The sequence below is a fragment of the Streptomyces sp. NPDC051569 genome, assembly GCF_044454085.1.
GTDB lineage: Bacteria > Actinomycetota > Actinomycetes > Streptomycetales > Streptomycetaceae > Streptomyces.
In genome coordinates this window covers 287639-312369 of sequence record NZ_JBITDJ010000002.1, presented here as the reverse complement: position 1 = coordinate 312369, position 24731 = coordinate 287639, and the positions used below count along the sequence as shown (strand labels likewise).

23 protein-coding genes and 1 riboswitch are annotated in these 24731 nt (G+C 71.2%); of the genes, 9 read left to right on the top strand and 14 right to left on the bottom strand.

The genetic code is table 11. From position 1 onward, the window contains the following. Positions 1-5 precede the first annotated feature (5 nt). The 5 genes from ACIBAE_RS04385 to clpS form a co-directional block, all read right to left on the bottom strand. Complete coding sequence (locus ACIBAE_RS04385) at positions 6-1034, bottom strand: ABC transporter substrate-binding protein (RefSeq protein WP_399282286.1); 1029 nt, start codon at positions 1032-1034, stop codon at positions 6-8. 39 nt (positions 1035-1073) lie between these two features. After that, positions 1074-1210, bottom strand: a riboswitch (cobalamin riboswitch). Beyond that, entirely contained in the window at positions 1205-1618 is a 414-nt protein-coding gene (locus ACIBAE_RS04380; protein WP_399282285.1) for a Mov34/MPN/PAD-1 family protein, read from the bottom strand. (Overlaps the previous riboswitch by 6 nt.) Positions 1619-1869: 251 nt before the next feature. Beyond that, complete coding sequence (locus ACIBAE_RS04375) at positions 1870-3339, bottom strand: amino acid permease (protein ID WP_399282284.1); 1470 nt, start codon at positions 3337-3339, stop codon at positions 1870-1872. Positions 3340-3659: 320 nt separating this feature from the next. After that, on the bottom strand, positions 3660-4238 hold the full coding sequence (locus ACIBAE_RS04370; RefSeq protein ID WP_399282283.1) for a DUF2017 domain-containing protein: 579 nt from the start codon (positions 4236-4238) through the stop codon (positions 3660-3662). Next, on the bottom strand, positions 4238-4543 hold the full coding sequence (clpS, locus tag ACIBAE_RS04365; protein ID WP_399282282.1) for an ATP-dependent Clp protease adapter ClpS: 306 nt from the start codon (positions 4541-4543) through the stop codon (positions 4238-4240). Before clpS ends, ACIBAE_RS04370 begins: the two co-directional genes overlap by 1 nt. 158 nt (positions 4544-4701) lie before the next feature. Here clpS and ACIBAE_RS04360 point away from each other — a divergent pair, with 158 nt between their 5' ends. After that, the gene (locus ACIBAE_RS04360; RefSeq protein WP_399282281.1) at positions 4702-6096 is read left to right on the top strand and encodes a nicotinate phosphoribosyltransferase; all 1395 of its coding nucleotides are present in this window, start codon (positions 4702-4704) and stop codon (positions 6094-6096) included. 91 nt (positions 6097-6187) lie between these two features. After that, positions 6188-6784, top strand: a complete 597-nt coding sequence (locus ACIBAE_RS04355) for an isochorismatase family protein (protein ID WP_399282280.1) — start codon at positions 6188-6190, stop codon at positions 6782-6784. Positions 6785-6951: 167 nt separating this feature from the next. Here ACIBAE_RS04355 and ACIBAE_RS04350 read toward each other — a convergent pair whose 3' ends face one another. The 4 genes from ACIBAE_RS04350 to ACIBAE_RS04335 form a co-directional block, all read right to left on the bottom strand. After that, entirely contained in the window at positions 6952-7275 is a 324-nt protein-coding gene (locus ACIBAE_RS04350) for a hypothetical protein (protein WP_399282279.1), read from the bottom strand. 148 nt (positions 7276-7423) lie between these two features. Then, a complete protein-coding gene (locus ACIBAE_RS04345) occupies positions 7424-9832 on the bottom strand; it encodes an immune inhibitor A domain-containing protein (RefSeq protein WP_399282278.1) in 2409 nt (802 codons plus the stop codon). Between the two features lie 399 nt (positions 9833-10231). Next, positions 10232-10927, bottom strand: a complete 696-nt coding sequence (locus ACIBAE_RS04340) for an RDD family protein (protein WP_399282277.1) — start codon at positions 10925-10927, stop codon at positions 10232-10234. Between the two features lie 123 nt (positions 10928-11050). Continuing rightward, positions 11051-12544: an RDD family protein gene (locus tag ACIBAE_RS04335; protein WP_399282276.1), complete on the bottom strand. Its 1494-nt coding sequence runs from the start codon at positions 12542-12544 to the stop codon at positions 11051-11053. Between the two features lie 438 nt (positions 12545-12982). Here ACIBAE_RS04335 and ACIBAE_RS04330 point away from each other — a divergent pair, with 438 nt between their 5' ends. Then, positions 12983-14017 (top strand): glycoside hydrolase family 16 protein, encoded by a 1035-nt coding sequence (locus tag ACIBAE_RS04330; RefSeq protein WP_399282274.1) that lies wholly within the window; start codon positions 12983-12985, stop codon positions 14015-14017. Here ACIBAE_RS04330 and ACIBAE_RS04325 read toward each other — a convergent pair. Then, entirely contained in the window at positions 14001-14510 is a 510-nt protein-coding gene (locus tag ACIBAE_RS04325; protein WP_399282273.1) for an ATP-binding protein, read from the bottom strand. The genes ACIBAE_RS04330 and ACIBAE_RS04325 overlap by 17 nt on opposite strands. Before the next feature lie 217 nt (positions 14511-14727). Then, positions 14728-15909, bottom strand: coding sequence for a helix-turn-helix domain-containing protein (locus ACIBAE_RS04320; protein ID WP_399282272.1), 1182 nt, complete (start codon positions 15907-15909; stop codon positions 14728-14730). A gap of 255 nt (positions 15910-16164) precedes the next feature. Between ACIBAE_RS04320 and ACIBAE_RS04315 the strand changes: the two genes are divergently transcribed. Beyond that, positions 16165-16653 carry an SsgA family sporulation/cell division regulator gene (locus ACIBAE_RS04315; RefSeq protein ID WP_399282271.1) on the top strand — a complete coding sequence of 163 codons (489 nt, stop codon included), beginning with the start codon at positions 16165-16167 and terminating at the stop codon, positions 16651-16653. Positions 16654-16680: 27 nt separating this feature from the next. On the opposite strand, the gene ACIBAE_RS04310 is transcribed toward ACIBAE_RS04315, so the two are convergent. Beyond that, positions 16681-18048, bottom strand: coding sequence for an FAD-binding oxidoreductase (locus ACIBAE_RS04310; protein ID WP_399282270.1), 1368 nt, complete (start codon positions 18046-18048; stop codon positions 16681-16683). A gap of 98 nt (positions 18049-18146) precedes the next feature. On the opposite strand from ACIBAE_RS04310, the gene ACIBAE_RS04305 reads away from it, so the two are divergent. Further along, positions 18147-19715: a tetratricopeptide repeat protein gene (locus tag ACIBAE_RS04305; protein WP_399282269.1), complete on the top strand. Its 1569-nt coding sequence runs from the start codon at positions 18147-18149 to the stop codon at positions 19713-19715. A gap of 96 nt (positions 19716-19811) precedes the next feature. Here ACIBAE_RS04305 and hppD read toward each other — a convergent pair whose 3' ends face one another. Beyond that, on the bottom strand, positions 19812-20966 hold the full coding sequence (hppD, locus tag ACIBAE_RS04300; protein ID WP_399282268.1) for a 4-hydroxyphenylpyruvate dioxygenase: 1155 nt from the start codon (positions 20964-20966) through the stop codon (positions 19812-19814). A gap of 209 nt (positions 20967-21175) precedes the next feature. On the opposite strand from hppD, the gene ACIBAE_RS04295 reads away from it, so the two are divergent. The 4 genes from ACIBAE_RS04295 to ACIBAE_RS04280 all read left to right on the top strand — a co-directional run bounded on the left by ACIBAE_RS04295 (position 21176) and on the right by ACIBAE_RS04280 (position 23973). Beyond that, positions 21176-21655, top strand: a complete 480-nt coding sequence (locus ACIBAE_RS04295; RefSeq protein WP_399282267.1) for an Lrp/AsnC family transcriptional regulator — start codon at positions 21176-21178, stop codon at positions 21653-21655. Between the two features lie 67 nt (positions 21656-21722). Then, positions 21723-22370, top strand: coding sequence for an ArsR/SmtB family transcription factor (locus tag ACIBAE_RS04290; protein WP_399282266.1), 648 nt, complete (start codon positions 21723-21725; stop codon positions 22368-22370). Between the two features lie 32 nt (positions 22371-22402). Beyond that, positions 22403-22591: a hypothetical protein gene (locus ACIBAE_RS04285; protein WP_399282265.1), complete on the top strand. Its 189-nt coding sequence runs from the start codon at positions 22403-22405 to the stop codon at positions 22589-22591. Further along, positions 22588-23973 (top strand): MFS transporter, encoded by a 1386-nt coding sequence (locus ACIBAE_RS04280; RefSeq protein ID WP_399282264.1) that lies wholly within the window; start codon positions 22588-22590, stop codon positions 23971-23973. The genes ACIBAE_RS04285 and ACIBAE_RS04280 overlap by 4 nt, the downstream gene beginning before the upstream one ends. Here ACIBAE_RS04280 and ACIBAE_RS04275 read toward each other — a convergent pair. Continuing rightward, positions 23933-24721, bottom strand: a complete 789-nt coding sequence (locus tag ACIBAE_RS04275) for a S16 family serine protease (RefSeq protein ID WP_399282262.1) — start codon at positions 24719-24721, stop codon at positions 23933-23935. The genes ACIBAE_RS04280 and ACIBAE_RS04275 overlap by 41 nt on opposite strands. Positions 24722-24731: the final 10 nt, after the last annotated feature.

Below are 24731 nucleotides of genomic sequence, written 5' to 3'. Positions count from 1 at the left end.
GCGGCTTACTCGGCGGCTTCGGGGTGCAGTTGGGCGGCGAGCCGTTCGACGGCGGCGGGGGCGCGTACGCCGAGGACCACGTCGGACAGGGGCATGACCGCGAACCGCTTGTTTCTGATCGCCGGTACGTCCGCCAGCACGGGGTCCTCCAGCAGCCGCTTCTTCTTCTGCGCGACGGTGGTGGAGCCGTAGTCGTAGATGACGATGACGTCGGGCTTGCGGGCGACGACCTGTTCCCAGGTGGCGTCGCCGAAGGACTTGTCGAGGTCGGCGAAGACGTTGGTGCCGCCGGCGCGGTTGATGAGGTCGTTGCCGATGCCCTTGCCGCCCGCGGTGAAGGCGGTCTTGTCGCCGCTGTCGTAGACGAAGACGGAGAGCGGCTCGACGCCCTTCAGCCCGGCGGCGGTGGCGGCGAGGGTGGCACGGGCCTGTTCGGTCCAGCGCTCGGCGCGGTCGGGGACGCCGAAGGTGCGTCCTGTCTCTTCGATCTCCTGGTAGAGGTCGTCCATGGAGGTCTTGCCCTGGGCGCAGTTCTCCAGGTTGAGCCGGGTGTTGATGCCGGAGCCCTGGAGGTCGTCGCGGGCGCGGCCCTCGTTGGCGGCGAAGGCGCTGGCGTAGCCGCCGTAGACGAAGTCGGGGTCGGCGGCGAGGAGTTTCTCCTTGGAGGGGTACTCCTTGGCGAGCACCGGGACGCTCGCGTACGCCTTCGCGTAGGCGGGGAGGATGGTGTCGTCCAGGTAGGCCGTGCCGACGAGGGATTTCCGCAGGCCGAGCGCCAGCATGATCTCGGTGACGTGCTGGTTCATGGTCACCACGCGCTGCGGCGGCGCCGGGAAGGTGGTTTTCACGCCGCAGTTGGTGACGGTGTACGGGAAGCCGGGGGCGGGCTTCGCGGCGGTGTTCTTCGCGCCGGCCGGGTCCGCCGGGCCCGGGGAGCCGCCACAGGCGGTGAGGGTGAGCGGCAGCAGTACGGCGGATATGACGGACAGCGTGGCGGGCGTGAGCGCGCGGCCGCGCGGGGGCAGGACGGGCATGGCTGGGCCTCCTCCGGGGGATTTCCGCGTCCCCTGGGTGGTGGGAGAAGGGCGGCAGGTCAGTTCCTGGCTGCCAAGCGGGGCTTGGTCACAGTGGCGGGACCGCGCCGGTTTCGCACCGGCTTCCTGGCTCCTGCCGCCTTGGTTCGGTCGGGATCGGGTCGAGTCTGTCAGACGACCTCGACGTCCTCTTCGGTGACCTCGCCGTCGGTGATCCGGTACGAGCGGAACTGGAAGGGGCCCGCGTCGTCGGTGTCGGCGGTGGAGACGAGGACGTAGTGGGCGGCCGGCTCGTTGGCGTAGGTGATGTCCGTACGGGACGGGTACGCCTCGGTCGCGGTGTGCGAGTGGTAGATGATCACCGGCTCTTCGTCGCGGTCGTCCATGTCCCGGTAGAGCTTGAGCAGGTCCGCCGAGTCGAACTCGTAGAAGGTGGGCGAGCGGGCCGCGTTGAGCATGGGGATGAAGCGCTCGGCCCGTCCGGTCCCGGCGGGCCCGGCGACCACGCCGCACGCCTCGTCGGGGTGGTCGCGCCGCGCGTGCTCGACGATCCGGTCACGCAGGTCCTGGGAGATGGTCAGCATGGGGGAAATATAAGGGGCGGTCCGCCGGGGGCGCGGGGGCGGGAGCGGGAAGCGGACCGCCCGGTCCCGCGCCGGGGGCACGGGGCCGGGCGGTGGACCGCGACCGGGCAGTCGGCCGGCCCGGCGCCGCCGACCCGGCCGACCCTGCCGACCCTGCCGACCCGGAGAGCTGACGCGGTCACGCCCGACGGCCCCCGGATTCCGGGGGCCGTCGGGCGTTGCGGCTCGGGGTACGGCTGCGCGCCGTCGGACTACTCGGCGGCGGAGGCGTACTCCGGAGTGTCCTGTTCCGCGATCCTCGGGTCGCGCCGCCTCAGGTACTGCCAGCCGACCGCCAGGCCGACCGCCCACACCGCCGCCACGTAGAGGCAGACGCGCGCGTCCTTGTCGTACGCGATGAGGCAGGTGACGAGGCCCAGGAAGGCGAGCGCGACCCAGCTGAACAGCGAGCCGCCGGGGGCGGGGAAGGGCGAGGCCGGCAGTCGGCCCGCCTCCACACCGCGCCGGTAGCGGATATGGCTGATGAGGATCATCATCCAGGTCCAGATGCCGGCCGCGGTGGCCACTGACGTGACGTAGCCGAAAGCTTTCTCCGGCACGACGTAGTTGAGGATCACCCCGATGCCCATCAGGGCGACGGAGAGGGTGATACCGACCGCCGGGGTCTTGCGGGCGTTCAGCTTGCCGAAGACCTTCGGCGCCTCGCTGTTGGCCGCGAGGTCGCGGAGCATCCGGCCGGTCGAGTACATACCGGAGTTGCAGGAGGAGAGCGCGGCGGTCAGGACGACGAAGTTGACGATGCCCGCGGCGAGCGGGATGCCCATCTTCGCGAAGGCGTGCACGAAGGGGCTCGTGCCCTCCTCGAACTCGGTCCACCTGACGACCGCGAGGATCACCGAGAGCGCGCCGACGTAGAAGACGATGATGCGCCAGGGCAGTGTGTTGATGGCCTTGGGGAGGGTCTTCTCGGGGTTCTCGGACTCACCCGCCGTCACACCGACCAGCTCGACGGCGAGGTAGGCGAACATGACGCCCTGGAGGGTCATCAGGCTGGAGCCGATGCCGTTCGGGAAGAGGCCGCCGTGCGCCCAGAGGTTGGAGGCACTGGCGGTCTCACCGGCATCGGAGAAGCCGAGGGTGAGCACGCCGAGACCGATGACGATCATGCCGATGATGGCGGTGACCTTGACCATCGAGAACCAGAACTCGACCTCGCCGAAGATCTTCACCGAGATCAGGTTGACGCCGAAGAGGACCACGAGGAAGACCAGCGCGCTGACCCATTGCGGGATCGCGGGAAACCAGAAGTGGATGTAGATCGCGGCGGCGGTCAGTTCCGCCATGCCGGTGACCACCCACATCAGCCAGTACGTCCACCCCGTGGCGTACCCGAAGAAGGGGCCGAGGAACTCGCGGGCGTACTCCGCGAAGGAGCCCGAGACCGGGCGGTAGAGGAGCAGCTCGCCGAGCGCCCGCATGATGAAGAAGATCACGACACCCGCGAGGGCGTACATGAGGATGATGCTGGGGCCGGCCTTGGCGATGTTGGCTCCGGCGCCCATGAAGAGGCCGACGCCGATCGCGCCGCCGATCGCGATCATCTGGACCTGGCGGCTGCCGAGCCCGCGCTCGTAGCCCTCCTCGGTGGGGCCGCCCGCGGCGCCGCTCCCGCCGCCTCCGCCACCCTCGCCGTAAGCCTTGTCGACCTGCGCTGAGGTCATGTGGTGCGCCCTTTCTCCATGCCGGTCCGCGCCGTGCTCGGCCGCGGGCCGTTTCCGATCCCCCCGGATATATGGATGAAGTGCTCCCGGCGGTCGGCCGGTGTCAGCGCCTCCGGGGACAGGGGTGGCGTCCCCGGGAGGTCGTGAAGATCTATCACGGCGGCAGGGGCGGCCCGGGGATGATTATGTGACGTGGGCCACAGGGAAAAGGGGACGAATTCCATCCGGCCCCGCAAAGGTCGCGGGACCGGTGACGGGATCGTTATGCCGATCTGAGGGGCATTTGAGCGTACGGAAGAGGGTGGGTTACCCACGGTCCGTCAGGGCATCAGTGTCTCGACGAGCGTCTCCTGGAGGGCGCCCAGCCAGAGGTACGCCATGACCATCGGCTTGCGCGGGTCGGAGTCCGGAAGGCGGTACAGGTCGCCGCCCTCGTCCTCGTCCGTGACCTCCAGGCGGGTGCCGATCGTCAGCCGCAGGTCGTTGAGCGCGCCGAGCCAGTGCAGGCAGTCGTCGGCGGTCAGTTCGAGGACGACGCCGTCCTCGCCGTCCGCGGTGAGCGCGTCGAGTGTGCGGACGACCGCTATGCCGTCCTCGCGCTTGCGGCTGCGCAGGTCGTTCTCCGTGAACCGCCGGAATTCGGAGGAGTACTCGCGCTGTTCGTCGTCCTCGTCCCCGTAGGCGTTGGGGAAGAGCCGGGCGACGGCGGGGTCGGCGGGCGGTTCGCTGGGGCCTTCGTTGAAGAGCGCGGCGAGCGGGTCCGCGCCCTCGGCGGGCTCGTCACCGGGGCCGATCAGCTCCAGCAGCTGCACCGCGAGCGAGCGCAGGATCGAGACCTCGACCCCGTCGAGGGCGACGGCCGCTCCGCCGCCCGGGATCGCCTCGAACTGGCCGGCCATCAGTTGCGGTCCTGGGAAAGGGTCGCCCAGAGTCCGAATCCGTGCATCGCCTGCACGTCGCGTTCCATCTCCTCGCGGCTGCCGGCGGACACGACCGCGCGGCCCTTCTGGTGGACGTCGAGCATCAGCCGGTGCGCCTTGTCCTTCGAGTAGCCGAAATAGGTCTGGAAGACGTACGCCACGTAACTCATGAGGTTCACCGGGTCGTTGTGGACGATCGTCACCCACGGCACATCGGGTTCGGGGACCGCGAAGGTCTCCTCGGCCGATTCGGGGCGTTCGATCTCAGTCGGAGCAACACTCACGGTTCGGGACGACCTTCTTCTCTGCCGGGGTGTGCGGGGCTCGGCGCCCCGCGATGCACAGCCTCACGTGTCCCATGCTGCCACCCGGAAGGGCCGGTCGCACAAACGGGCCCCTAGAAATCGTCACTCTGACGAGTACGGGGAGTAGCATCCCTCCCATGAACGCTGCGGACCGTGGGCTGCCGGAAAAAGGAGAAGGGCGCCAAGCGCTTCCTCAGAAGGGTGGCGGCGGACGACGGGTGGGGGTGCCGTCGACGGCGCTGTTCACCGACCAGTACGAGCTGACGATGCTCCGGGCGGCGCTCCGGTCCGGCACGGCCGACCGCCGCTCGGTCTTCGAGGTCTTCACCCGGCGGCTGCCCGAGGGGCGCCGGTACGGCGTCGTGGCGGGCACCGGACGGGTCCTGGAGGCCGTGGAGAACTTCCACTTCGACCAGGACGTCCTGACGTTTCTGCGGGAGCGGGCGATCGTCGACGAGGCGACGCTCGACCGGCTCGCCTCGTACCGCTTCAGCGGCGACATCTGGGGCTATCCGGAGGGCGAGGTGTACTTCCCGGGCTCACCGATCCTGCGGGTGGAGGGCTCCTTCGCGGAGTGCGTCCTGCTGGAGACCGTGATCCTGTCGATCCTCAACCACGACTCGGCGATCGCCGCCGCGGCCTCCCGGATGTCGGCGGCGGCGGGCGGGCGGCGGCTCATCGAGATGGGCGCGCGCCGTACGCACGAGCTGTCCGCGGTCGCCGCCGCGCGCGCCGCGTACATCGGCGGCTTCGACACCACCTCGGACCTGGCGGCCGGCTACCGCTACGGCATCCCGACGGTGGGCACGAGCGCGCACGCGTTCACCCTGCTGCACGACAGCGAGCGCGACGCCTTCCGGGCGCAGGTCGACTCGCTCGGCCGGGGGACGTCCCTCCTGATCGACACGTACGACGTGGCGGAGGCCGTGCGGACGGCCGTGGACATCACCGGACCCGAGCTGGGGGCCGTCCGGATCGACTCCGGGGACCTGCTGCTGGTCGCGCACCGGGTACGGCAGCAGCTGGACGAGCTGGGTGCGGTGAACACCAAGATCGTGGTCACCTCCGATCTGGACGAGTACGCGATCGCCTCGCTGGCGGCGGCCCCGGTGGACACGTACGGCGTGGGCACGCAGCTCGTCACCGGCAGCGGGCATCCCACCTGCTCGATGGTCTACAAGCTCGTCGCCCGCGCGCGGTCGGCGGAGCCGGATGCCCCGCTCCAGCCGGTGGCGAAGAAGTCACTGGGCGGGAAGACGTCCATCGGCGGCCGCAAGTGGGCGGCGCGGCGGCGGGACGCGGAGGGGTACGCCGAGGCCGAGGTGATCGGCACCGGCGCCGTACCGGCGGAGCTGGCGGAGCAGCAGCTGCTGGTCCGGCTCGTCGAGGGCGGCGAGGTGGTCGCGCACGAGCCGCTGGACGCCGTACGCGACCGGCACCGGGCGGCCCGCGCCGGGCTGCCGATGTCGGCGATCCAGCTGTCCCGGGGCGAGCCGGTGATCCCGACGGAGTACATGACCGGGGAAGCGTGAGCCGGGCCGTGCGACCGGGTACGTGTGAGAGGCCGGTGTGCGGTGTCAGGGCCGTACACCTCTCCGATCCGACCGAGTGAGGACACCCGCCATGCATCGCGCATTGATCGTCGTGGACGTGCAGAACGACTTCTGCGAGGGCGGCAGCGTCCCGGTGACCGGGGGCGCCGATGTCGCCGCCGCCATCACCGACCTGATCGGCCGCGCGCCGGCCGGCTACCGGCATGTGGTCGCCACCCGCGATCACCACATCGACCCGGGTGACCACTTCGCCGTGGCTCCGGACGTCCCGGACTTCGTCAGCAGCTGGCCGGTGCACTGCGTCGCCGGTACGGAGGGCGTGGGCTTCCACCCCAATTTCGCCCCGGCCGTCGCCTCCGGCGCGATCGAGGCGGTCTTCGACAAGGGCGCGTACGAGGCGGCCTACAGCGGCTTCGAGGGTGCCGACGAGAACGGCGTGGGGCTGGCGGACTGGCTGCGGGCGCGCGATGTCGCGGAGGTCGATGTGGTCGGCATCGCGATGGACCACTGCGTCCGGGCGACGGCGCTGGACGCGGCCCGTGAGGGCTTCGCCACGCGCGTGCTGCTGGACCTGACGGCGGCCGTGGCCGCGCCGACCACGGAGCGCGCGCTGACGGAGCTGCGGGCGGCGGGCGTGGAGCTGACCGGCGAGCCGGTACTGCGCTGAGCCCCCCGGGTGCGCACCGCCGCCTCCCGGGGCCGCCGGGAGGGGCTCACCGCTGGAGGGGGCACCGCCGGAAGGGGGGCATCGCCGGGCGGGGCGCATCGCCGGGCGGGACGCACCGCCGCCTCCCGGGGCCGCCGGCGGGGCGCACCGTGGCACCGGCCTGGGGCTCAGTACCACCCCGCCGTCGCCGCGGGACGCAGCAGCGACCGTATCGGCTGCCAGAGCTGTTCCCTGCGCTCCGGGGTCGTCCGCCAGAGCAGGCCGTCCGGGTGATGGAGGACGGCGGTGATCTCGTCCGGTGTCGGTGGTTCCGCGTTGCCCCGGAGGTAGACGGCCCGCAGACCGAGATTCCGCAGTCTGGTCAGCGCGCGGGCGCGATTCGCCGCGTACACCAGGACGCGCACCGTGGCGCCTTCTCCGGCCGGGCTGGGCAGGGTCAGTGCCACCACCACTCGGCCGTTCGGGAGCTTGCTGAAGCCTCCACCTGCCATGTCCTTCATCTCCCCCGTGTGACGTCGTGAGACGCCGTGTCAATAAGAGATCCGTAGGACGCACCTAAACACGAACGGCCGCCGCCCGCTAGAGGGCGACGGCCGATCATGTTGTGACCTGGGGTTACTTCCGGTTAATTCTGATGGGTCACCGGTTGGGGCCCACGTGGACCGTCATCGGACCGCCAAGCAGCGACGGGACGAGGATGGAGATCTGGGTGTTGGTGTCAGTGACCTTGACGCTGCCGGCCGGGTTCTCCGAGCTCCAGTACGTGTTCTTCCGGTCGTCGAAGACCGGGGCACCGAGCGACGGGAGGACGCGGGTCAGCTTGTCCGCCTTGTGCAGCGACAGACCGGAGGTCGGCCACCAGCTGAAGGTCGAGTCGTACGTCTGGATGCGGTTGCGCATCAGCGTGCCGTCCGCCCACTTCAGGGCCTTCGGGTGCGCGTCCACCGGCAGGATCAGACCCTCACCCGGGTGCTGACTGGTGTTGTTGTCCGCCTGCGAGGTGTCCCACTTCCAGACCAGCAGACCGGGCTGGTAGGGGAAGTGCTCGACCTTGCCGTCGTTGGGCGCCGAGAAGCCGAAGTTGTACGGGCCGACCTCAAGGGTCTTGTCGTACGAGACGTACTGGCGGTTCTCCGCGATGTAGTACTGGGCGTACTCCTGCGTGAAGGACTCACCGATGCGCGAGAAGCCCTTCGCGGTCCAGCCCGCGTCGTCACCCTCGGCGTTGTCGCTGAACAGCGTGGCGCCGTCGGCGGTCACGGTGATCGCGTCCGCGGCGAAGCCCTGCTGCGCCACACCGCCGTCCGTCTGGTAGCGGAAGCGGAGGTCGATCTTCTTGCCGGCGTAGGCGTCCAGCGGGAAGACGAGCTTCTTGTACGCGCCCGACACACCGGTCAGCACCGGCTTGTCGCCCGCGTCACGGGGGATCGCCTTGCCGTCGGCCGTGCCGTCGATCGGCGTCCAGTTCGTACCGTCCGTCGACACCTCGGTGTAGAGGTAGTCGTAGTCGGCCTCGATGTCCCACCAGCCCTGCAGCTGGAGCGCCGCGGAGGACTTGCCGGTCAGGTCGACCGAGCGGGTGAGGGTGTTCTTGAGGTCGTCGCCCATGCCGCTCCACCACTGCTTGGAGCCCTCGGCGGGCTTCACCACAGTCGTGGTCTTGGTCTTCTTGGGCAGGTCGACGATGAGCGCCTGCGGGTCCTTGGTGTTGTACTCCGCGACGCCCAGCTTGTGGGTCGACTTCTTCCCGGCCTGGCCGGTGGAGTAGTTCAGCCAGCCGAGCTGCAGCTTGTCCCAGGCGGTCATGTCGCCCGGCAGGTCGCCGATCTCGTTCTTGCCGGTGCCGAGCCACGAACCGGAGGACATCAGGTCCCAGAAGGCGGTGGAGTTCTCGCCGCCGGCGGTGTCGTAGTTGTCGGGCAGGCCCAGGTCGTGGCCGTACTCGTGCGCGAAGACGCCGAGGCCGCCGTTCTCCGGCTGCATCGTGTAGTCGCCGACCCAGATGCCGGTGTTGCCGAACTGGGTACCGCCGGACTTGTTGTCCGCCGGGCCGGTCTTGCCGGCGTCGGTGCCGTACGCGTACCAGCGGTGCGCCCACAGGGCGTTCTCGCCCTCGACGCCGCCGCCGGCCGACTCGTCCTCGCCCGCGTGGACGATCTGGAAGTGGTCGATGTACCCGTCGGGCTCGTTGAAGTTGCCGTCGCCGTCGAAGTCGTACCGGTCCCACTGGTCGTACTGGGCCAGGGCCGTCTTGATCTGGGCGTCGGTCTTGCCCTGGGCCTTCTGGGCGGCGGTCCAGGCCGCGACGCCGTCGCGCACGGTGTCCCAGACGTTGGCGCAGTTGCTGGAGCCGCAGTAGTTCGAGCCGTAACGGGCCTCGTTGTACGGGACCTTGACCCAGGCGGAGACCTCACCGTCGACCGAGTAGCGCCCGGAGGACGTCTTCTCGTAGTAGGTCTTGAGGGAGTTCTTCTCCTGGCCCTTCTTGTCCTTGCCGGAGCCGAAGTACATGTCCTGGAAGTGCGCCTGGTTGTAGTCGGCCTGCCAGGCGGTGGAGTTGTCCACCTTCCGGTTGGGCTCGGCTATCTGGTTGTGCGCCGGGCCGGGATGACCGCCGTACTTGACGACGGGCGGCCGCGGGCCGTCGGGGCCGTCCGGGTCGTAGGTCGAGGTGTTGTCGACCTGGTCGCCGAACTCCACCAGGATGGTGAAGATCTTGTCGGTCTTCTCGCGGGCCAGCTCGACGTACTTCTTGTTGCCGAGCTTCAGGACCTGGGAAGCACCGCGCTTCTCGGCCTTGGCCTTGCCGGAGATGACCTGCTCCAGGGCGGCCTGGCGCTGCTCCGCCTGCTGCTTGCTGAACGGACCATCCAGGTCGTGCTCGACCTGGCCCTTCTGGGGCGCAGGGTCATGGCGCTCGATGCCGGCGAGGCCGGTTGCGGGGTTGTCCTTGGCCTGTGCCGTGGTGAAGGCTGAGGCGGTCGCGGCGGTCGCGGCCAGGGCCACGATCACCGCCGACGCTCTTCTCGCCCGTGAATAGCTGCTCACTTGAAGTTTTCCTCCCCGGCGCACGCGGGCTGCGGGCCGGGGTGGCGGCTCCGCGCGCGTATGCGCGTCATAAGTGACGACATTTGACCGGAGTTGAAGGAGAAAAGACAGCCCTTGACTTGAACCAGTCAACTGCACTATGTGCGGACTCGGCTCCGTTATCCGGACAGGGTGATATTCGGACAACCACCCCACAATTCGAGCCCATTGACGAGTAAAATGTTTCGATACACCCCCGCGCGACGGTGCCACGGGCCCGGCCACGCTTGCCGAGCGCCCCTGGACAGGCGCCGTCGCGGAACGGTTCGACCGCCGCCCGAGCCCGCGTACCCGGTGCGCGCCCGCGAACGGCCCCGGGGCGCGCGCCACGGACGGCCCCGGGGCAGCGCCGGACGGCGCTCACCGCGCCGCTGACACCACGACCGTCCTGGCGGCCTTGTCGTGCAGACCCTGCTTGTACGGCTTACTGGCCAGGATCGTCACGATGATGAGCAGCCACCAGAGACAGAAGCAGCAGATCAGGGCCGGCAGCCAGAGCACCAGGGCGCGCGTCAGCGACGGGCCGGTGGGCGGCACCGCGCCGTCGTTCAGCATGCCCACCCGCAGCTTCAGCCAGCGCTTGCCGAGGGTCCGCCCGTACTTCTTCGTCATCAGGGTGTCGTAGCCGACGTAGGCGACGATCGCGATGACCGACCAGATCCACTGCGTCCCCGTATTCACCTGATTGGTGAAGTTGTCCCACTCGCCGGTGCCGCTCCTGGTCGCGTGCAGGCCCCCGGCGAGCAGGGAGATGAGCGCCAGCGGGATGAAGATGATCAGAGCGTCGATCACCCGGGCCAGGAGCCGCGTGCCGAAGGGCGCGAGCGGTGGCATCCCGGCGTACGGATCCGTTCCGCCGTACGGTCCCCCGCCGAAGCCGCCCGGGTCATAGGGGGGAGGCCCGCTCGGGCCGCCGCTGCCGTACGGGGAGCCGTAGGGGGAGTCGTGGGACGGGCCGTCCGAGGGCGGCGGCTCCTGCGGCGGCGGCTCCTGCGGCTTCTTGAGGAACGGGTCGTCCTCGGGAGGCTGACCGGGCGGCGGCGAGTCGTTGCTCATGGGGGCAGTGCACCGCGCCGGGCGGGGGCCCGCAACGGATCACCCGCCGTTCGGAGGAACGGCGGGTGCGGTCCGCCGCGTCGCGGGCCGACCGCCCGTCAGCGCGTCGGCCCGGTCGGCCCGTCAGCGCGCTACGAAGGTACGAGCCACCTTGTCGTGCCAGCACTGCCGCCACGGCCGGTCGAACAGACACCACAGCACGTTGACGACGCCCACGACGAGCACGCCCAGCACGCCGTAGACGAGCCAGCGGCGCAGCGCGGCGCCGAAGGCGGGGGGCTCGTGCGACTCGATGCCCCGTACGTCGAGGCCGCAGAGCTTCTTGCCGAGCGTACGGCCCCACTTGGCGGTCGGCAGCGCCTCGTACAGCACCCCGACGACGAGCAGCGCGGCGATCACGGCGCCGAGACAGCCGGCCGTCGTCCCGTCGAGCAGCCAGACGGTGACCGTGCGGCCGGTCTGCCTGGCCGCCTCGATCTTGTCGTCGATGTGGGTACGGGCCTTGGCGAAGAGCGGCACGGCGAGGGCTCCGACGATGGCTCCCAGGACGACGGTGTCGATCAGCCGGGCCACGAACCGCCTGCCGAGCCCGGCCGGCCTGGCCGCCGCCTGGGCGCGCGCCGCCTGCAGGAACGGGTCCTCGACCGGCGGCTTCCACGGGACGACGGGCGGCTCGGCCCGGTCGGCCGCACCGGCGGCCAGGGGCGGGGCGGGCTGGGCCGGCTGGGGTGCCGCCTGGTGCGCGGGCCGCACTGGTTGCGCCGAGCGCGCCCATGGCGTGGCGGGGGCGCCGGGCGTGACCGGGGCCCCCTGCTGGAGCGGGGCCGGAGGCTGGGCGTGGGCGGGCGCTGTTCCCGTGCTCGCGCCGGGAGTCCCGGAGCCGGCCGCGCGGTTCGGGTGCGGCGGGGCGTTCTCGGCCTGGCCCGTACGGTCGGCCGTCCCGGCGTCCTTGTCCTTCTCCCGGCGTGCGGCCCGCAGGGCGCGGATGGCCATGGTGCTGTCGACGGCCTGCGGGGTGTTCTCGCGGGGCGCGGGCGGCTGTGTCGTACCGGCGGCGGAGTCATCCGTACCGCTGCCGGTGGCGCCCGCGCCGGTCCCGGGGGCGGGCCTGATGCCGCGTCGCATGGCGCGGATCGCGACCGTGCCTTCGCTGAGCGGGTCGTCGTCATCCGCGCCGGGGCCGAGTGCCCGTACGCCGGGCATCGGCGCGGGGCCGGGAACGCGGGGGTCCGGAATGGCCGCGCCCCAGGAGACCCGGTGGTCGCGTTCGCCGCCGAAGCCGGTCTGGCGCGAGACGTCGGCCTGCCACGCGGACGCCGGTTCCTGACCGCCGCCCATGGCCGGATCCCGCGCCGGGTCCTGCGCCGGGTCCCGCGCCGGGTCCTCGTCGAAGAAGACCGGTCCGGTCTCGTCGACGGCGAACGGCGGGGAGAGCGCGGGGGGCGCCGGGGGTGCCGGGTCCGTCCCGCCGCCTCGCGGCCCGTCCTGCGGCGCGGGCCGGCTCGTACCGGGCACCCAGGCGGCGCCGTTCCAGTACCGGACGTACCCGGGGATGGACGGGTCCGGGTAGAACCCCTCCGGGGGTACGTTCCCGCCGTCACCAGGAGGAGTAGCCAATGACCCCAACTCCGTTCATTCACAGCATGTTTGGCGCGGTCAAGGAAGCGTGGTCGGGCCGCGGCGCCGGCCGGTGCGCGGTTGGTCCGCGCACGTCCCGCGGTGACCGGGCGCGCGTACCTCCGCTTGTCCAGGAAGACAGTAACGAAGAACGCGGGTCCCTGAAGAAGGAGACCGGCAGAAAGCCCACGTTCGAGCGGCGGACCGGACGTGGGGGGGACGGGTCGTCAGGCCCCGGGGTGGCGCTTTTTCGCCAGGACGTACGAGGAGCCCGACACCAGTACGCGCACGGCGCCGCCGCGACCAGGCCGGCACACGCCGCCGACCACTTGACCGCTTCATGGTATGTGCATGACAGTCAAGGTGAGAGCGCTCTCATCCGCACCCCCACGGCACCACCGCGGACGTCCCTCCGACAGAAGGCAGCCTCACCCCCCCATGGACAACGACAAGGCCAACGCCAACGCCAACGCCAACACCCACCCCCACAACCACGCGTCGACCCGCCCCCGCTCACGCCGCCGTCCGGGCCGGCGCGCACTGACCTTCCTGGCCGCGCTGTCACTTCCACTGACCGGACTGCTCGGCCTCACGGCCGCCCCCGGCACCGCCGAGGCGAGCGCACGGCCGGACACCGTGGCCCGGTCCGCCGATGCGGCGGAGTGGACGACGGTGTTCCGGGACGACTTCGACGGTGCGGCCGGGACCGGCCTGAACCGCTCCGACTGGCTGTACGACATCGGCACCAGCTACCCCGGCGGGGCCGGGAACTGGGGCACCGGCGAGATCGAGACCTCCACCGACTCCACCGACAACGTCTATCAGGACGGCGCGGGACACCTGGTCATCAAGCCGATCCGGGACGCCTCCGGCCACTGGACGTCCGGCCGTGTCGAGACCCTGCGCACCGACTTCGGCGCACCGGCCGGCGGCCAGGTGGAGATCATCGCCTCCCTGCGGCAGCCCGACCCGGCGAGCGGCCTGGGCTACTGGCCGGCCTTCTGGGCCATGGGTGCCGATGCCCGGCCGGCCGGCGCCACCAACTGGCCCAGCATCGGCGAGCTCGACATCATGGAGGACGTCAACGCGCTGAGCCAGCACTCGACGACCTTCCACTGCGGCCAGTGGGCCGGGGAGTGCCACGATCCCGACGGCATCAGCAGCGGTCTGGGCCCCTGCGACGGCTGCCAGACGGGCTATCACACGTACTCCGTGATCGTGGACCGTACGGACACCGCCGCCGAGCAGCTCCGCTTCTACCTCGACGGCACCCAGACCTTCGCGGTGAACCAGAACGAGGTCTCGGAGGCCACCTGGCGTGCCGCCGTGGACCACGGTTTCTTCGCCATCTTCGATGTGGCGATCGGCGGTTCCTACCCGGACAAGGTCTGCGGCTGCACCTCGCCGTCGGCGGACATCAGCTCGGGTGCGGGCATGAGCGTGGACTGGTTCGCCGTCAATGTGAGCCGGTAGGCGGCGCGGGCGCGGCCAGCGGCCTCTCCGCCAGCGGCCTCTCCGCCCGCGGGGGCTCCTCCGCGGGCGGGAGGCCGCCGTCGGGCGCGGGCGTCAGCGACAGCTCGGCCCAGACCTGCTTCCCGGGCCCGCCCCGTTCGGCGACACCCCACCGGTCCGCGAGCGCGGCCACGAGCATCAGGCCGCGTCCGTCGCAGGCGTCGGCCTCCGAGGACCGCCGGCGCGGGCGTTCGGACGACGCGTCGTGCACCTCGATCCGCAGGCCGCCGGGCACCCGGAGGAACCGGGTCTCGATCTCCCGGCCGCGCGGCACGCGGGCGTGCTGACCGGCGTTGGTGAGCAGCTCCGTCAGAACCAGCGCCGCCGGGTCCTCCAGCGCCGCCAGCCCCCACCCGGCGAGGGCCTCGCGCAGTTCCGTACGCGCCATCCCGACGCAGCGCGGGTGGGAACTCCAGCGGAGCACCACGGCGCCGCATTCCTGGATCTGATCCATCAGGCCACCTCCACGGCGTGGAGCACACCCGGCCGCCGGGACAGAAGCTCGAAGAGACGGACGATGGTGTGCAGCATGTTGACGCTCCTCTGAAGCGTTGACCATGCCCCCGGGCCGTTCACGCGGTCGCGGGGTGCTTACCCCCTCATCGTCGCGGCGTGCGAAGGCCGGAACTATCAGTCCTTACTGATAGCTCCGGCCTTATCCTGACGTTCCGTTACATCCCGAGCCAGGCACCGTAGTTGCTGAAGGTCTCCGGCATGCGGCGCTTGGCGGACTCCAGACCGGCATACGTCTCCCTGACGGTAGGGGAATACCGGGTCTGCTGCGGCGCCAGCTTGCGGGCCTTCCCGAGGCTCTTGAACGCCGCCTCCGTGCTGCCCGTCCACAACTGGGCCCGCGCGACCTCCGCGTAGTGGTGGGCGAGGCGGGAGGGCGGCCAGTCGTCCGGGATCCGCATCTTGTCGGCCGTGCGCACCGCTTCGGGGTACCGGTCGAGTTCGGCGAGGACGCTCACCCGGTGCGCCCCCACGTTGGTGGGGCCGAACGACAGCCAGTGCACCTGCTCCGCCGGGCCGGTGATGTCGGCGAGGCGCTGTGCTTCCGCGAGGTGCCCCTCGGCGCCGGCCTCGTCCTTGTCCCGTCCGGCCAGCACCGCCGCCCCCAGGTGGATCTGACCGGCCACGACGTCGCGCACCCGGCTCGCAGCGGCCTGCTCCAGCTGGACCATTCCCAGGCGGACGAGCCGCTTCCCGGTCTGGTAGTCGCTCGCCCGCAGGTAGGTCAGGGCCCGCAGGTACTGCCGCATCGCGCCCACGACGGCGTCCGAAGCGCGCTGCGCGGCCCAGTCCATGCGGTCCAGCGCGACGGTGCACAGGTCGGGGAAGCCCAGCTTCGCCGTCACGTCGTACGCGGTGCGGTACGTACCGGCGAGCAGCCGCCAGCTCCTGTCCTCCCCCCGCACGTGCGCCGTGGTGGTGACTTCGGCGATCAGTCCGGGCAGTTCGGCGGCGACCTTCTTGATGTGCGTCGCCCTGACCAGCGCGCACAGTTCCTCGGCGTGCGCCTCCAGGTCCGTCACGGAGCGCGGCACGACGTCCGGGTCGGGGCCCAGGTCGTAGATGTTCAGCGCCTCGCGGATGGGCTGGATCAGACCGTCGAGTTGGTCCTGCCGCAGCTCGTCCAGGTAGGGCTGGCCGGTCAGTTCGGTGACGGGTACCGACAGTGCGCGCGCCAGGGCTCCGATCACGGAGGGGCCGGCGGGCAGAACTCCCTGCTCCACCTTGGTGAGCGTGCTGTAGGAGACGTTCGAAAGGTCTGCCAGCTCTCTTTGCGTCAACCGCCGCGCCTTACGCGCGCGGGCGATGAAAGCGCCGGTGTTGGTCAACGTGGGGGTCATGCAGATCTCCATTCTGCGCCGACATCAGAACGGTACCGCGTCGTATTTGCCCCGCATGACGAATTCGATCAACAAGAACCCGGGCGGGGAGGGGGGTTGACCCGCTCCGGGAAGCCGGCCGCCTACGTCACGGAGAGTCATCGCGCATGGTCGCGGAAAGTTATCGCCCGAAGTCGCGTCATGAAACCGCCGTCAGGCCCTCTCATCCGGTGAGGCCCGACGGCGGGCCCCTCGCCAGGAAAGGAAGTGCCGCTCATGTACACCGTGGTGGAGCGCGAGCTGGAGTTGCGTCTGGTGCTGTCGTCCGAGCACAGCATCCCCGTCCCGGCCCGGCTGACTTACCGCACGGATGATCCGTACGCCGTGCACATCAGCTTTCACATCGGCTCCGACACCCCCGTGAACTGGACCTTCGCCCGCGAGCTGCTGGTGGAGGGGGTGTTCAGGCCGTGCGGGCGGGGCGATGTCCGGATCTGGCCGACGAAGGTGGGCGGGCGCGCGGTCATCTGTCTGGCGCTCTCCTCGCCGGACGGGGACGCGCTGCTGGAGGCGCCGTCCATGGCGGTGTCCGCGTGGGTGGAGCGGACGCTGCGGATCGTGCTGCCGGGGACGGAGAGCGAGCGGCTCGGCATCGAGGAGGGGCTGGCCGAGCTGCTGGCCCCGGTCCAGGCCCCCTCCCCCGCCGACGATCTGTGGCTGCGCGACCCGTGGCCGTCCGACGGATCCGGGGACGGGGCCGCGTAGCCCGGGGCTCCGCGCCCCCGTGCGGACTCAGAACAGCTTGCCCGGGTTCAACAGGCCCAGGGGGTCGAACGTCTGCTTGATGCCCCGCTGCAATTCCAGTCCCACCGGTCCCAGTTCCCGTGCCAGCCACTCCTTCTTCAGGACGCCCACGCCGTGTTCGCCGGTGATCGTGCCGCCCAGCTCCAGGCCCAGCGCCATGATCTCGTCGAACGACTCGCGGGCCCGCCGGGACTCGTCGGGGTCCGCCGCGTCGAAGCAGACGACCGGGTGCGTGTTGCCGTCGCCCGCGTGTGCGCAGACGCCGATGGTGAGGTCGTACTTCTCCGCGATCGCGGCGGTGCCGTCGAGCATCGCGGCGAGCCGCGATCGCGGTACGCACACGTCGTCGATCATCGTGGCGGACTTGACGGTCTCCAGCGCGGGGAGCGACAGGCGGCGGGCCTGGAGCAGCATCTCCGACTCGGCCGCGTCGTCCGCCGGGACGACCTCGGTGGCGCCGGCGGCGGTGCACAGCTCGCCCACGGCGGCCAGGTCGGCCGCCGGGTCCGGGGTGTCGAAGGCCGCGAGCAGCAGGGCCTCGGTGGTCTCGGGCAGGCCCATGCCGGCCATGGCGTTGACGGCGCGGACGGTCGTCCGGTCCATGAGTTCGAGGAGGGACGGGGTGTGGCCGCGCTCCATGATGGCGCAGACGGCGTCGCAGGCGGCGGCCACCGACGCGAACTCGGCTGCCATCACCAGCTGCTGGGGCGGCTGGGGTTTGAGCGCGAGGACGGCCTTGACGATGATGCCGAGGCTGCCCTCGGAGCCGACGAAGAGCCGGGTCAGGTCGTATCCGGCGACGCCCTTGGCCGTGCGGCGGCCGGTGGTGAGGAGGCGGCCGTCGGCGAGGACGACGTCGAGGCCGAGGACGTATTCGGCGGTGACGCCGTACTTGACGCAGCACAGCCCGCCGGAGGCGGTGCCGATGTTCCCGCCGATCGTGCACGACTCCCAGCTGGAGGGGTCCGGCGGGTAGCACAGGCCGTGTTCGCCGACGGCGCGGGAGAGAGTGGCGTTGATGACGCCGGGCTCGACGACGGCGATCCGGTCGACGGGGCTGATCTCCAGGATCCGGTCCATTTTCGTCAGGGACAGGACGACGCACCCGTCCGAGGCGTTGGCGGCGCCCGACAGTCCTGTCCGGGCGCCTTGCGGTACGACGGGGACGCGCAGCGCGGTCGCGGTCCGCATGACGTGCTGGACCTGCTCGACCGTGCGGGGCAGGACGACCACGGCGGGCTTGCCGGCCTCGCAGAAGCCGGCCATGTCCTTGGCGTACGAGGCCGTGATGTCCGGGTCGGTGATGAGGGCTTCGGCGGGGAGCCCGGCGCGCAGCCGTGCGAGAAGATCGTCCATGATCCCAGACTCGCACCCGGGGGCCATCGGTGTGAACCCGTCTGCGATCCACGCCACAAGGACGGGTGTGCTCTTCATATTGACGCACAGTAATCAGTATGAACGCGATGAAGACGGAGCAGGTCCGGCAGGTCAGGAGGGCGGCGCTGGCCGCCGGAGTGGGCGCGGTGCTGGTCGCGGGCGTACTGCTGTTCGTACCCGACAAGGAGCAGGGTCCGTCCGCGCCGGGCCCTGAGGCCCGTGCGATGGCCGCGGCCGACGCGGGGGCGCCCGCCGCGCTCGCGGATCTCACCGCGCTCATCCGTGACCGGGAACGGTGGCTGCGCACCCACCCCGAGGACGGGCAGTCATGGGCGGCGCTCGGCTCCGCGTACGTCGAACGGGGAGCACGGCAGGCGGATTCCGCGTACTACCCGAAGGCCGGCCGGGCGCTGCGGCGCTCCCTGGCCCTGCCCGTGGCGGCCGGCGCGCGCGGGAATCCGGACGCGCTGGTGGGCCTCGCCTCGCTCGCCAACGCCCGGCACGACTTCGCCGCCGCCAAGAAGTGGGGCGAGGAGGCACGCGCGCTGCGGCCCGCCGGATGGACGGCGTATCCGGTGCTGATCGACGCGTACAGCGGTCTCGGCGACTACGCGGCGGCCGGCAAGGCGCTGGACAGGCTGAAGGAACTGCGGTCCGGCTCGGCCGTGCTGGAACTCGCCGCGCAGGTCTACCGCGACCGGGGCTGGCGCGAGGACGCGGCGGCGAAGGCGGCCGAGGCGGTGGCGCGCGCCGGATCGCCCGCCGAGAAGGCGGAGGCGCTGCGCATGAGCGGCGATCTGGCGTGGGAGCGCGGTGAGCCGCAGGAGGCGCTCGGGCAGTACGGAGCGGCCCTGACGGCGGTACGCGACCACCCCGGGGCGCTCGCCGGGCGGGCGAGGGCGCTGGCCGCGGTGGGCAGGACGGACGAGGCGCTCAGCGCCTACCAGCTGGCCCTGGAGAAGCTGCCGGAGCTCGCGTACCTGCTGGAGCTGGGCGAGTTGTACGACTCGCTGGGCCTGGACGGCGACGCGCGGACGCAGTACGCGGCGCTGCGCGACCGGGCGGCGCTCGCGCGGGAGCACGGGGTGGACGAGGAAGTGGTGCTGGCCCGCTTCGAGGCCGACCACGACGAGGCACGGACGGCGGTGGAGCGGCTGCGGGCGCAGTGGCGGCGCGGGCACCGGAACATGTGGGTCGCGGACGCGCTGGGCTGGGCGCTGTACCGGGCGGGTGAGGGCAAGGAGGCGCTCACGTACGCGAAGAAGGCGACGGATCAGGGGCTGCGGAGCGCGCTGTTCTCGTACCACCGGGGTGAGATCGAACGGTCGCTGGAGATGTACGGCCAGGCCCGCCGGCACCTGGAGGAGGCGCTGCGCACCAATCCGGTGTTCTCGCCGCTGCTGGCGCCACGGGCACGGGAGGCGCGGGACACGCTGGGGGAACCGGCGGAGGGCGGGCCGGAGGACATGTACGGGGACGAGGAACCGGCGCGGTCCGGGACGGACACCGGGGCTGACGCCGGGGCGGACACGGGGTCCGGAGCCACCGCCGTACCGTCCGCGAAGCCCGCGCCCACGCCGAAGCCGAAGCTCACGTCCACGCCGAAGCCCACGCCCACGCCGTCAGCTTCGGCCGTCACCGCGTAACGGCGCGCGAACGCGGTGCGGCCCCACGGGTCGGTTTCCGTAGGGCCGCCGGCGGTCGGCCGCGTGCGGGGGCGCCGCGTTCCCGGGCGCTTCGCGTCAGAGGTTGCCGCGCTTCTCCTGCTCGCGCTCGATCGCCTCGAAGAGCGCCTTGAAATTGCCCTTGCCGAAGCCCATCGAACCGTGTCGTTCGATCATTTCGAAGAAGACGGTCGGACGGTCCTGAACGGGCTTGGTGAAGATCTGCAGCAGGTAGCCGTCCTCGTCCCGGTCGACCAGGATCTTCAGCTCGCGCAGGGTCTCGACGGGCACCCGGGTCTCGCCCGCCCACTCGCCGAGGGTGTCGTAGTACGAGTCGGGGGTGTCGAGGAACTGGACCCCGGCGGCCCGCATGGTCCGTACGGAGGAGACGATGTCGTTCGTGGCGAGCGCGATGTGCTGGACGCCGGCCCCGCCGTAGAACTCCAGGTACTCGTCGATCTGCGACTTCTTCTTCGCGATCGCGGGCTCGTTGATCGGGAACTTCACCTTGAGGGTGCCGTCCGCGACGACCTTCGACATGAGCGCGGAGTACTCGGTGGCGATGTCGTCGCCCACGAACTCCTTCATGTTGGTGAAGCCCATGACCTCGTTGTAGAAGCCGACCCACTCGTTCATCCTGCCGAGCTCGACATTGCCCACGCAGTGGTCGATGGCCTGGAAGGTGCGCTTGGCGGGGGGCGCGACGATCGGGTCGGCGGCGCGGAAGCCCGGGAGGTACGGACCGTCGTAGCCGGAGCGCTCGACGAGGGTGTGCCGGGTCTTGCCGTACGTGGCGATCGCGGCGAGGACGACCGTGCCGTTCTCGTCCTTGACCTCGTACGGCTCCTGGACGCCCTGGGCGCCGTGCGCGGTGGCGTAGGCGTACGCGGCCCGCGCGTCCGGCACCTCGATCGCGAGGTCGACGACGCCGTCGCCGTGCTCGGCGACGTGCTCGCCGAGGAACTGGCCCCACGGGGTGGACGCCTTGATGACGGAGGTGAACACGAAGCGGGCGCCGCCGTTGGTGAGGACGTAACTCGCGGTCTCGCGGCTGCCGTTCTCCGGTCCGGAGTAGGCGACGAGCTTCATGCCGAAGGCCGTGGAGTAGTAGTGCGCGGCCTGCTTGGCGTTGCCGACGGCGAAGACGACGGCGTCCATGCCCTTGACCGGGAAGGGGTCTGCCTCGCGCGCGGTGTCGGGGGCGGTGTCGAGGTTCATCGAGGTGTCAGCCATGGGCTCAGCGTCCCGCCGTTCCACAAGGTGCGCAATAGTTCGGGATTCCACTGGACAATATGCACAGCGTATGGCGCAATCAGCCGACCCATCTGCACATGATGACCATGGACAATGCGACAGGACAGCGCGGCAGAACAGCGCGACAGGACAAGCGGCAGGACAGCACGGCGGCACGGCAAGGGGCCGGGCCACGGGAGGGGACCGGCATGAGCATCGACGGACTGGACGGCAGGCTCATCGTGCTGCTGGCGCGTGAGCCCCGCATCGGGGTGCTGGAGGCGTCGCGCCGGCTGGGGGTGGCGCGCGGGACCGTGCAGGCGCGGCTCGACCGGCTGCAGTCGAACGGAGTCATCAGGGGATTCGGTCCGACCGTCGACCCGGCCGCCCTCGGCTATCCGGTCACGGCCTTCGCCACGCTGGAGATCAAGCAGGGGCAGGGCGCGGATGTGCGGGCGCATCTGACGACCGTCCCCGAGGTGCTGGAGCTGCACACCACCACCGGGCAGGGTGACATGCTCTGCCGGCTGGTGGCCCGCTCCAACGCCGATCTGCAGCGGGTGATCGACCTGGTGGTCGGCTTCGACGGGATCGTGCGGGCGTCCACGGCGATCGTCATGGAGAACGCCGTACCGCTGCGGATCATCCCCTTGGTGGAGCAGGCGGCGGGGGACTCCGGCCGGGAGTAGGAAGGCGCGAAGGGCCCGTCGCGATTAATCCGTTGCAACGGTTTCTTTGCAACTTTACGCTGAGGACATGCCCGACGCCCCCGACACAGGCTCTGACGCAGGCTCCCCCGCCGGCTCCCCCGCCGCCCCCAGGACATCCCCCTTCCTCGACGGCGCGCTCACCCTCGACCCGCGCACGCTGCGCGGCCTGGCGCATCCCCTGCGGATGCGGCTGCTGGCCGCCCTGCGCCACTACGGCCCCGCCACCGCCTCCCAACTGGCCGACCGGCTCAGCGAGTCCAGTGGAGCCACCAGCTACCACCTGCGCCAACTCGCCACGTACGGCTTCGTCGAGGACGACCCGGAGCTCGGCAAGGGGCGGGAGCGCTGGTGGAAGGCGGCGCAGCAGGGGACGGTCGTCGACGATTCCCTGCATTTCCACGCCGACCCCGCCGTGCGCGGCGCCATGAACACCTTCCTGCACGAGCTCGTGACCATGCACGGACAGGAGCTCAGCACGTGGCTGGGCACCCGGCAGGACTGGCCGCTCGTCTGGACCGCCAAGGCCGACTTCAGTGACTTCACCCTCCGTCTGACCCCGGATCTGCTGGCCGAGCTGACCCAGCGGATCCACGGCGTCATCGGCGACTACAGCGACCTCGCACTCCCGGAAGGCACCGAGGACGCGGCCCGGATCCGGGTCCACCTGCACGCCTTTCCGCAGGCGAACGACTGACCACCCACCACCGAACGAAGGAAACGCTCCTCATGCATCCCGACATACACCTCGTCTTACACACGCTGCGCGCCGCCGAGTTGCGGCGGGCGGCCACGCCCCGGCCCGCACCCCGCGTCGCTCCCCGTACCGCGATCCGCGTCCGCGTCGGCTGGCTGCTGGTCGAGTTGGGGCTGCGTCTCGTCAACCGCCCCGCGCTCACCGGGGCCCGGCTCGCATGACCGCGACGGGGGGACGCGTGAAGGGCGGCGGAGAGCCCGCGGCGTGGGGCCGGCGCACACCGCTCGCGGCCGTCCTGGCGGCCAATTCCGTCTCCGCCGCGGGGACGGCCCTGTCCATGATCGGCATTCCCTGGTTCGTGCTGCAGACCACCGGCAGCGCGGGCCGCGCGGGCGTCGTGGCCTTCTGCGCCACACTGCCGATCATCGTCTCCGCGGTCATCGGCGGCCCGGTCATCGACCGGATCGGCCGCCGGCGGGTCTCCATCGCCTCCGACCTGGTGTGCGCGGCGGCGGTCGGCGCGATCCCGCTGCTGGACCACGCGGGCGTGCTGGAATTCTGGATGCTCTGCGCGCTGGTCGCGGTCAACGGTCTGGTCCACACACCGGGCAAAACCGCGCGCTTCGTCCTCCTGCCGGATCTCACCAGCCACGCCGGCACCACCCTCCCCCGCGCCGCGAGCCTCTTCGACGCGGTCGAGCGCGGGGCGCGGATGGCCGGGGCGGCCCTCGCCGGCCTGCTCATCGCCCTGGCCGACGCGACGGGGGCGCTGCTGGCGGACGCGGCGACCTTCGGACTCTCCGCGCTGCTGATCGCGGCGGGACTGCGCGGTATCCGGGCGGCGGAGCCGGTCGAGGACACGGCGCCGGTCTCCCTGCGGACGTACGGCACCGAACTGCGCGCGGGATACGCCTTCCTGCTCCGCACCCGCCTGCTGCTGGCCGTCGTCCTCATGGTGATGGTCACCAACGGCATCGACCAGGGCTGGAGCGCGGTCCTGCTGCCCGTGCACGCCGAGCGGGATCTGGGCGGCGCCACCGTCCTCGGCCTGCTCACCGCCGTGTCCGGCGCCGGCGGACTGCTGGGCGCGCTGCTGTACGGGGTGATCGGGCACCGCTACTCACGCCACGCCGTCTTCGCCGTCTGCATGCTGCTGTGCGGAGCGCCGCGCTTCGCGACGGCGGGGCTCTCCGACTCCACGGCCGCGCTCGCGGTGGTCATGGCCGGGGCCGGGCTGGCGAGCGGGGCGCTCAACCCGATCCTGACGACGGTGATCTACGAACGCGTCCCGCTGGACCTGCGCAGCCGGGTGTCCGGCGCGCTCACCGCGGGCTGCGAGCTGACCATGCCGCTGGGCGGGCTGACGGCCGGCCTGCTGGTCGAAGGGGCCGGGGTGCGGACCGCGTTGCTGCTGATGGGCGGCGCGTATCTGCTGGCGACGCTGAGCCCGTTCGTCTTCCCGGTCTGGCGGGGCCTGAACGATGTGGGGAGTCCCGGCGGGACGGACCGCGTGTCCGACAGCGCGCCCGGCGGGCCGGTCGACAGCCCGCTCAGCGGTCCGCTCAGCAGCCCGGAACCCGCTCGCCGCGCCCCAGCGACCTGAGGGCCGACACCGCGCCCTTGAGGGTGGTGACGGGGATCAGCCGCATACCCTTCGGCAGCTCGGACCTGGCGGCACCGCACTCCGCCTTCGGGACGAGGAAGACGGTCGCCCCGTCGCGGCCCGCCGCCTGCGTCTTGAGGGCCACCCCGCCGACCGCGCCGACCTCGCCGCCGCCGGTGATCGTGCCCGTACCGGCGATGGTGAGTCCCCCGGTCAGATCGCCGCCCGCGCCGTCGCCGTCCAGCTTGTCGACGATGCCGAGTGCGAAGAGCAGCCCGGCGCTGGGGCCGCCGACATCGGCGAGATGCAGACTCACGTGGACGGTCTTCGGGTCCTTGCCCAGAAAGCCGAGGGCCGCCTCGGTCGCGGAGTTCTGCGACTCGGCCATGTCGTGGAGGTTGTGCTTCTCGACCTCCTGGTCGGACTGCCCGGACGGGTAGACCGCCTCGCGCGGCAGTACGGCCCGGTCCGCGCGGAACCAGCCGTCGGCGACGTCGGAGAAGTCGACGTCGGCGGACGGCCCGGTCGCCTCGATGGTCGTCAGCCGCAGCTGCCCCTCGGTCACCCGGGTGGGTACTCCGGTGATGGTGATGACCGGCCGGCCCTGGTCGGCGCCGAGGACGTCCGCCGTCAGCCCGGGCTGCGCCACGGCGTACGGCAGGGGCGCGACGCCGACGACGACGAACAGCGCGACGATCGGCAGGGCGCAGAGAACGAGGGCACGGGGGCGCGAGAGACGAGAGAACACGGATGTCAAT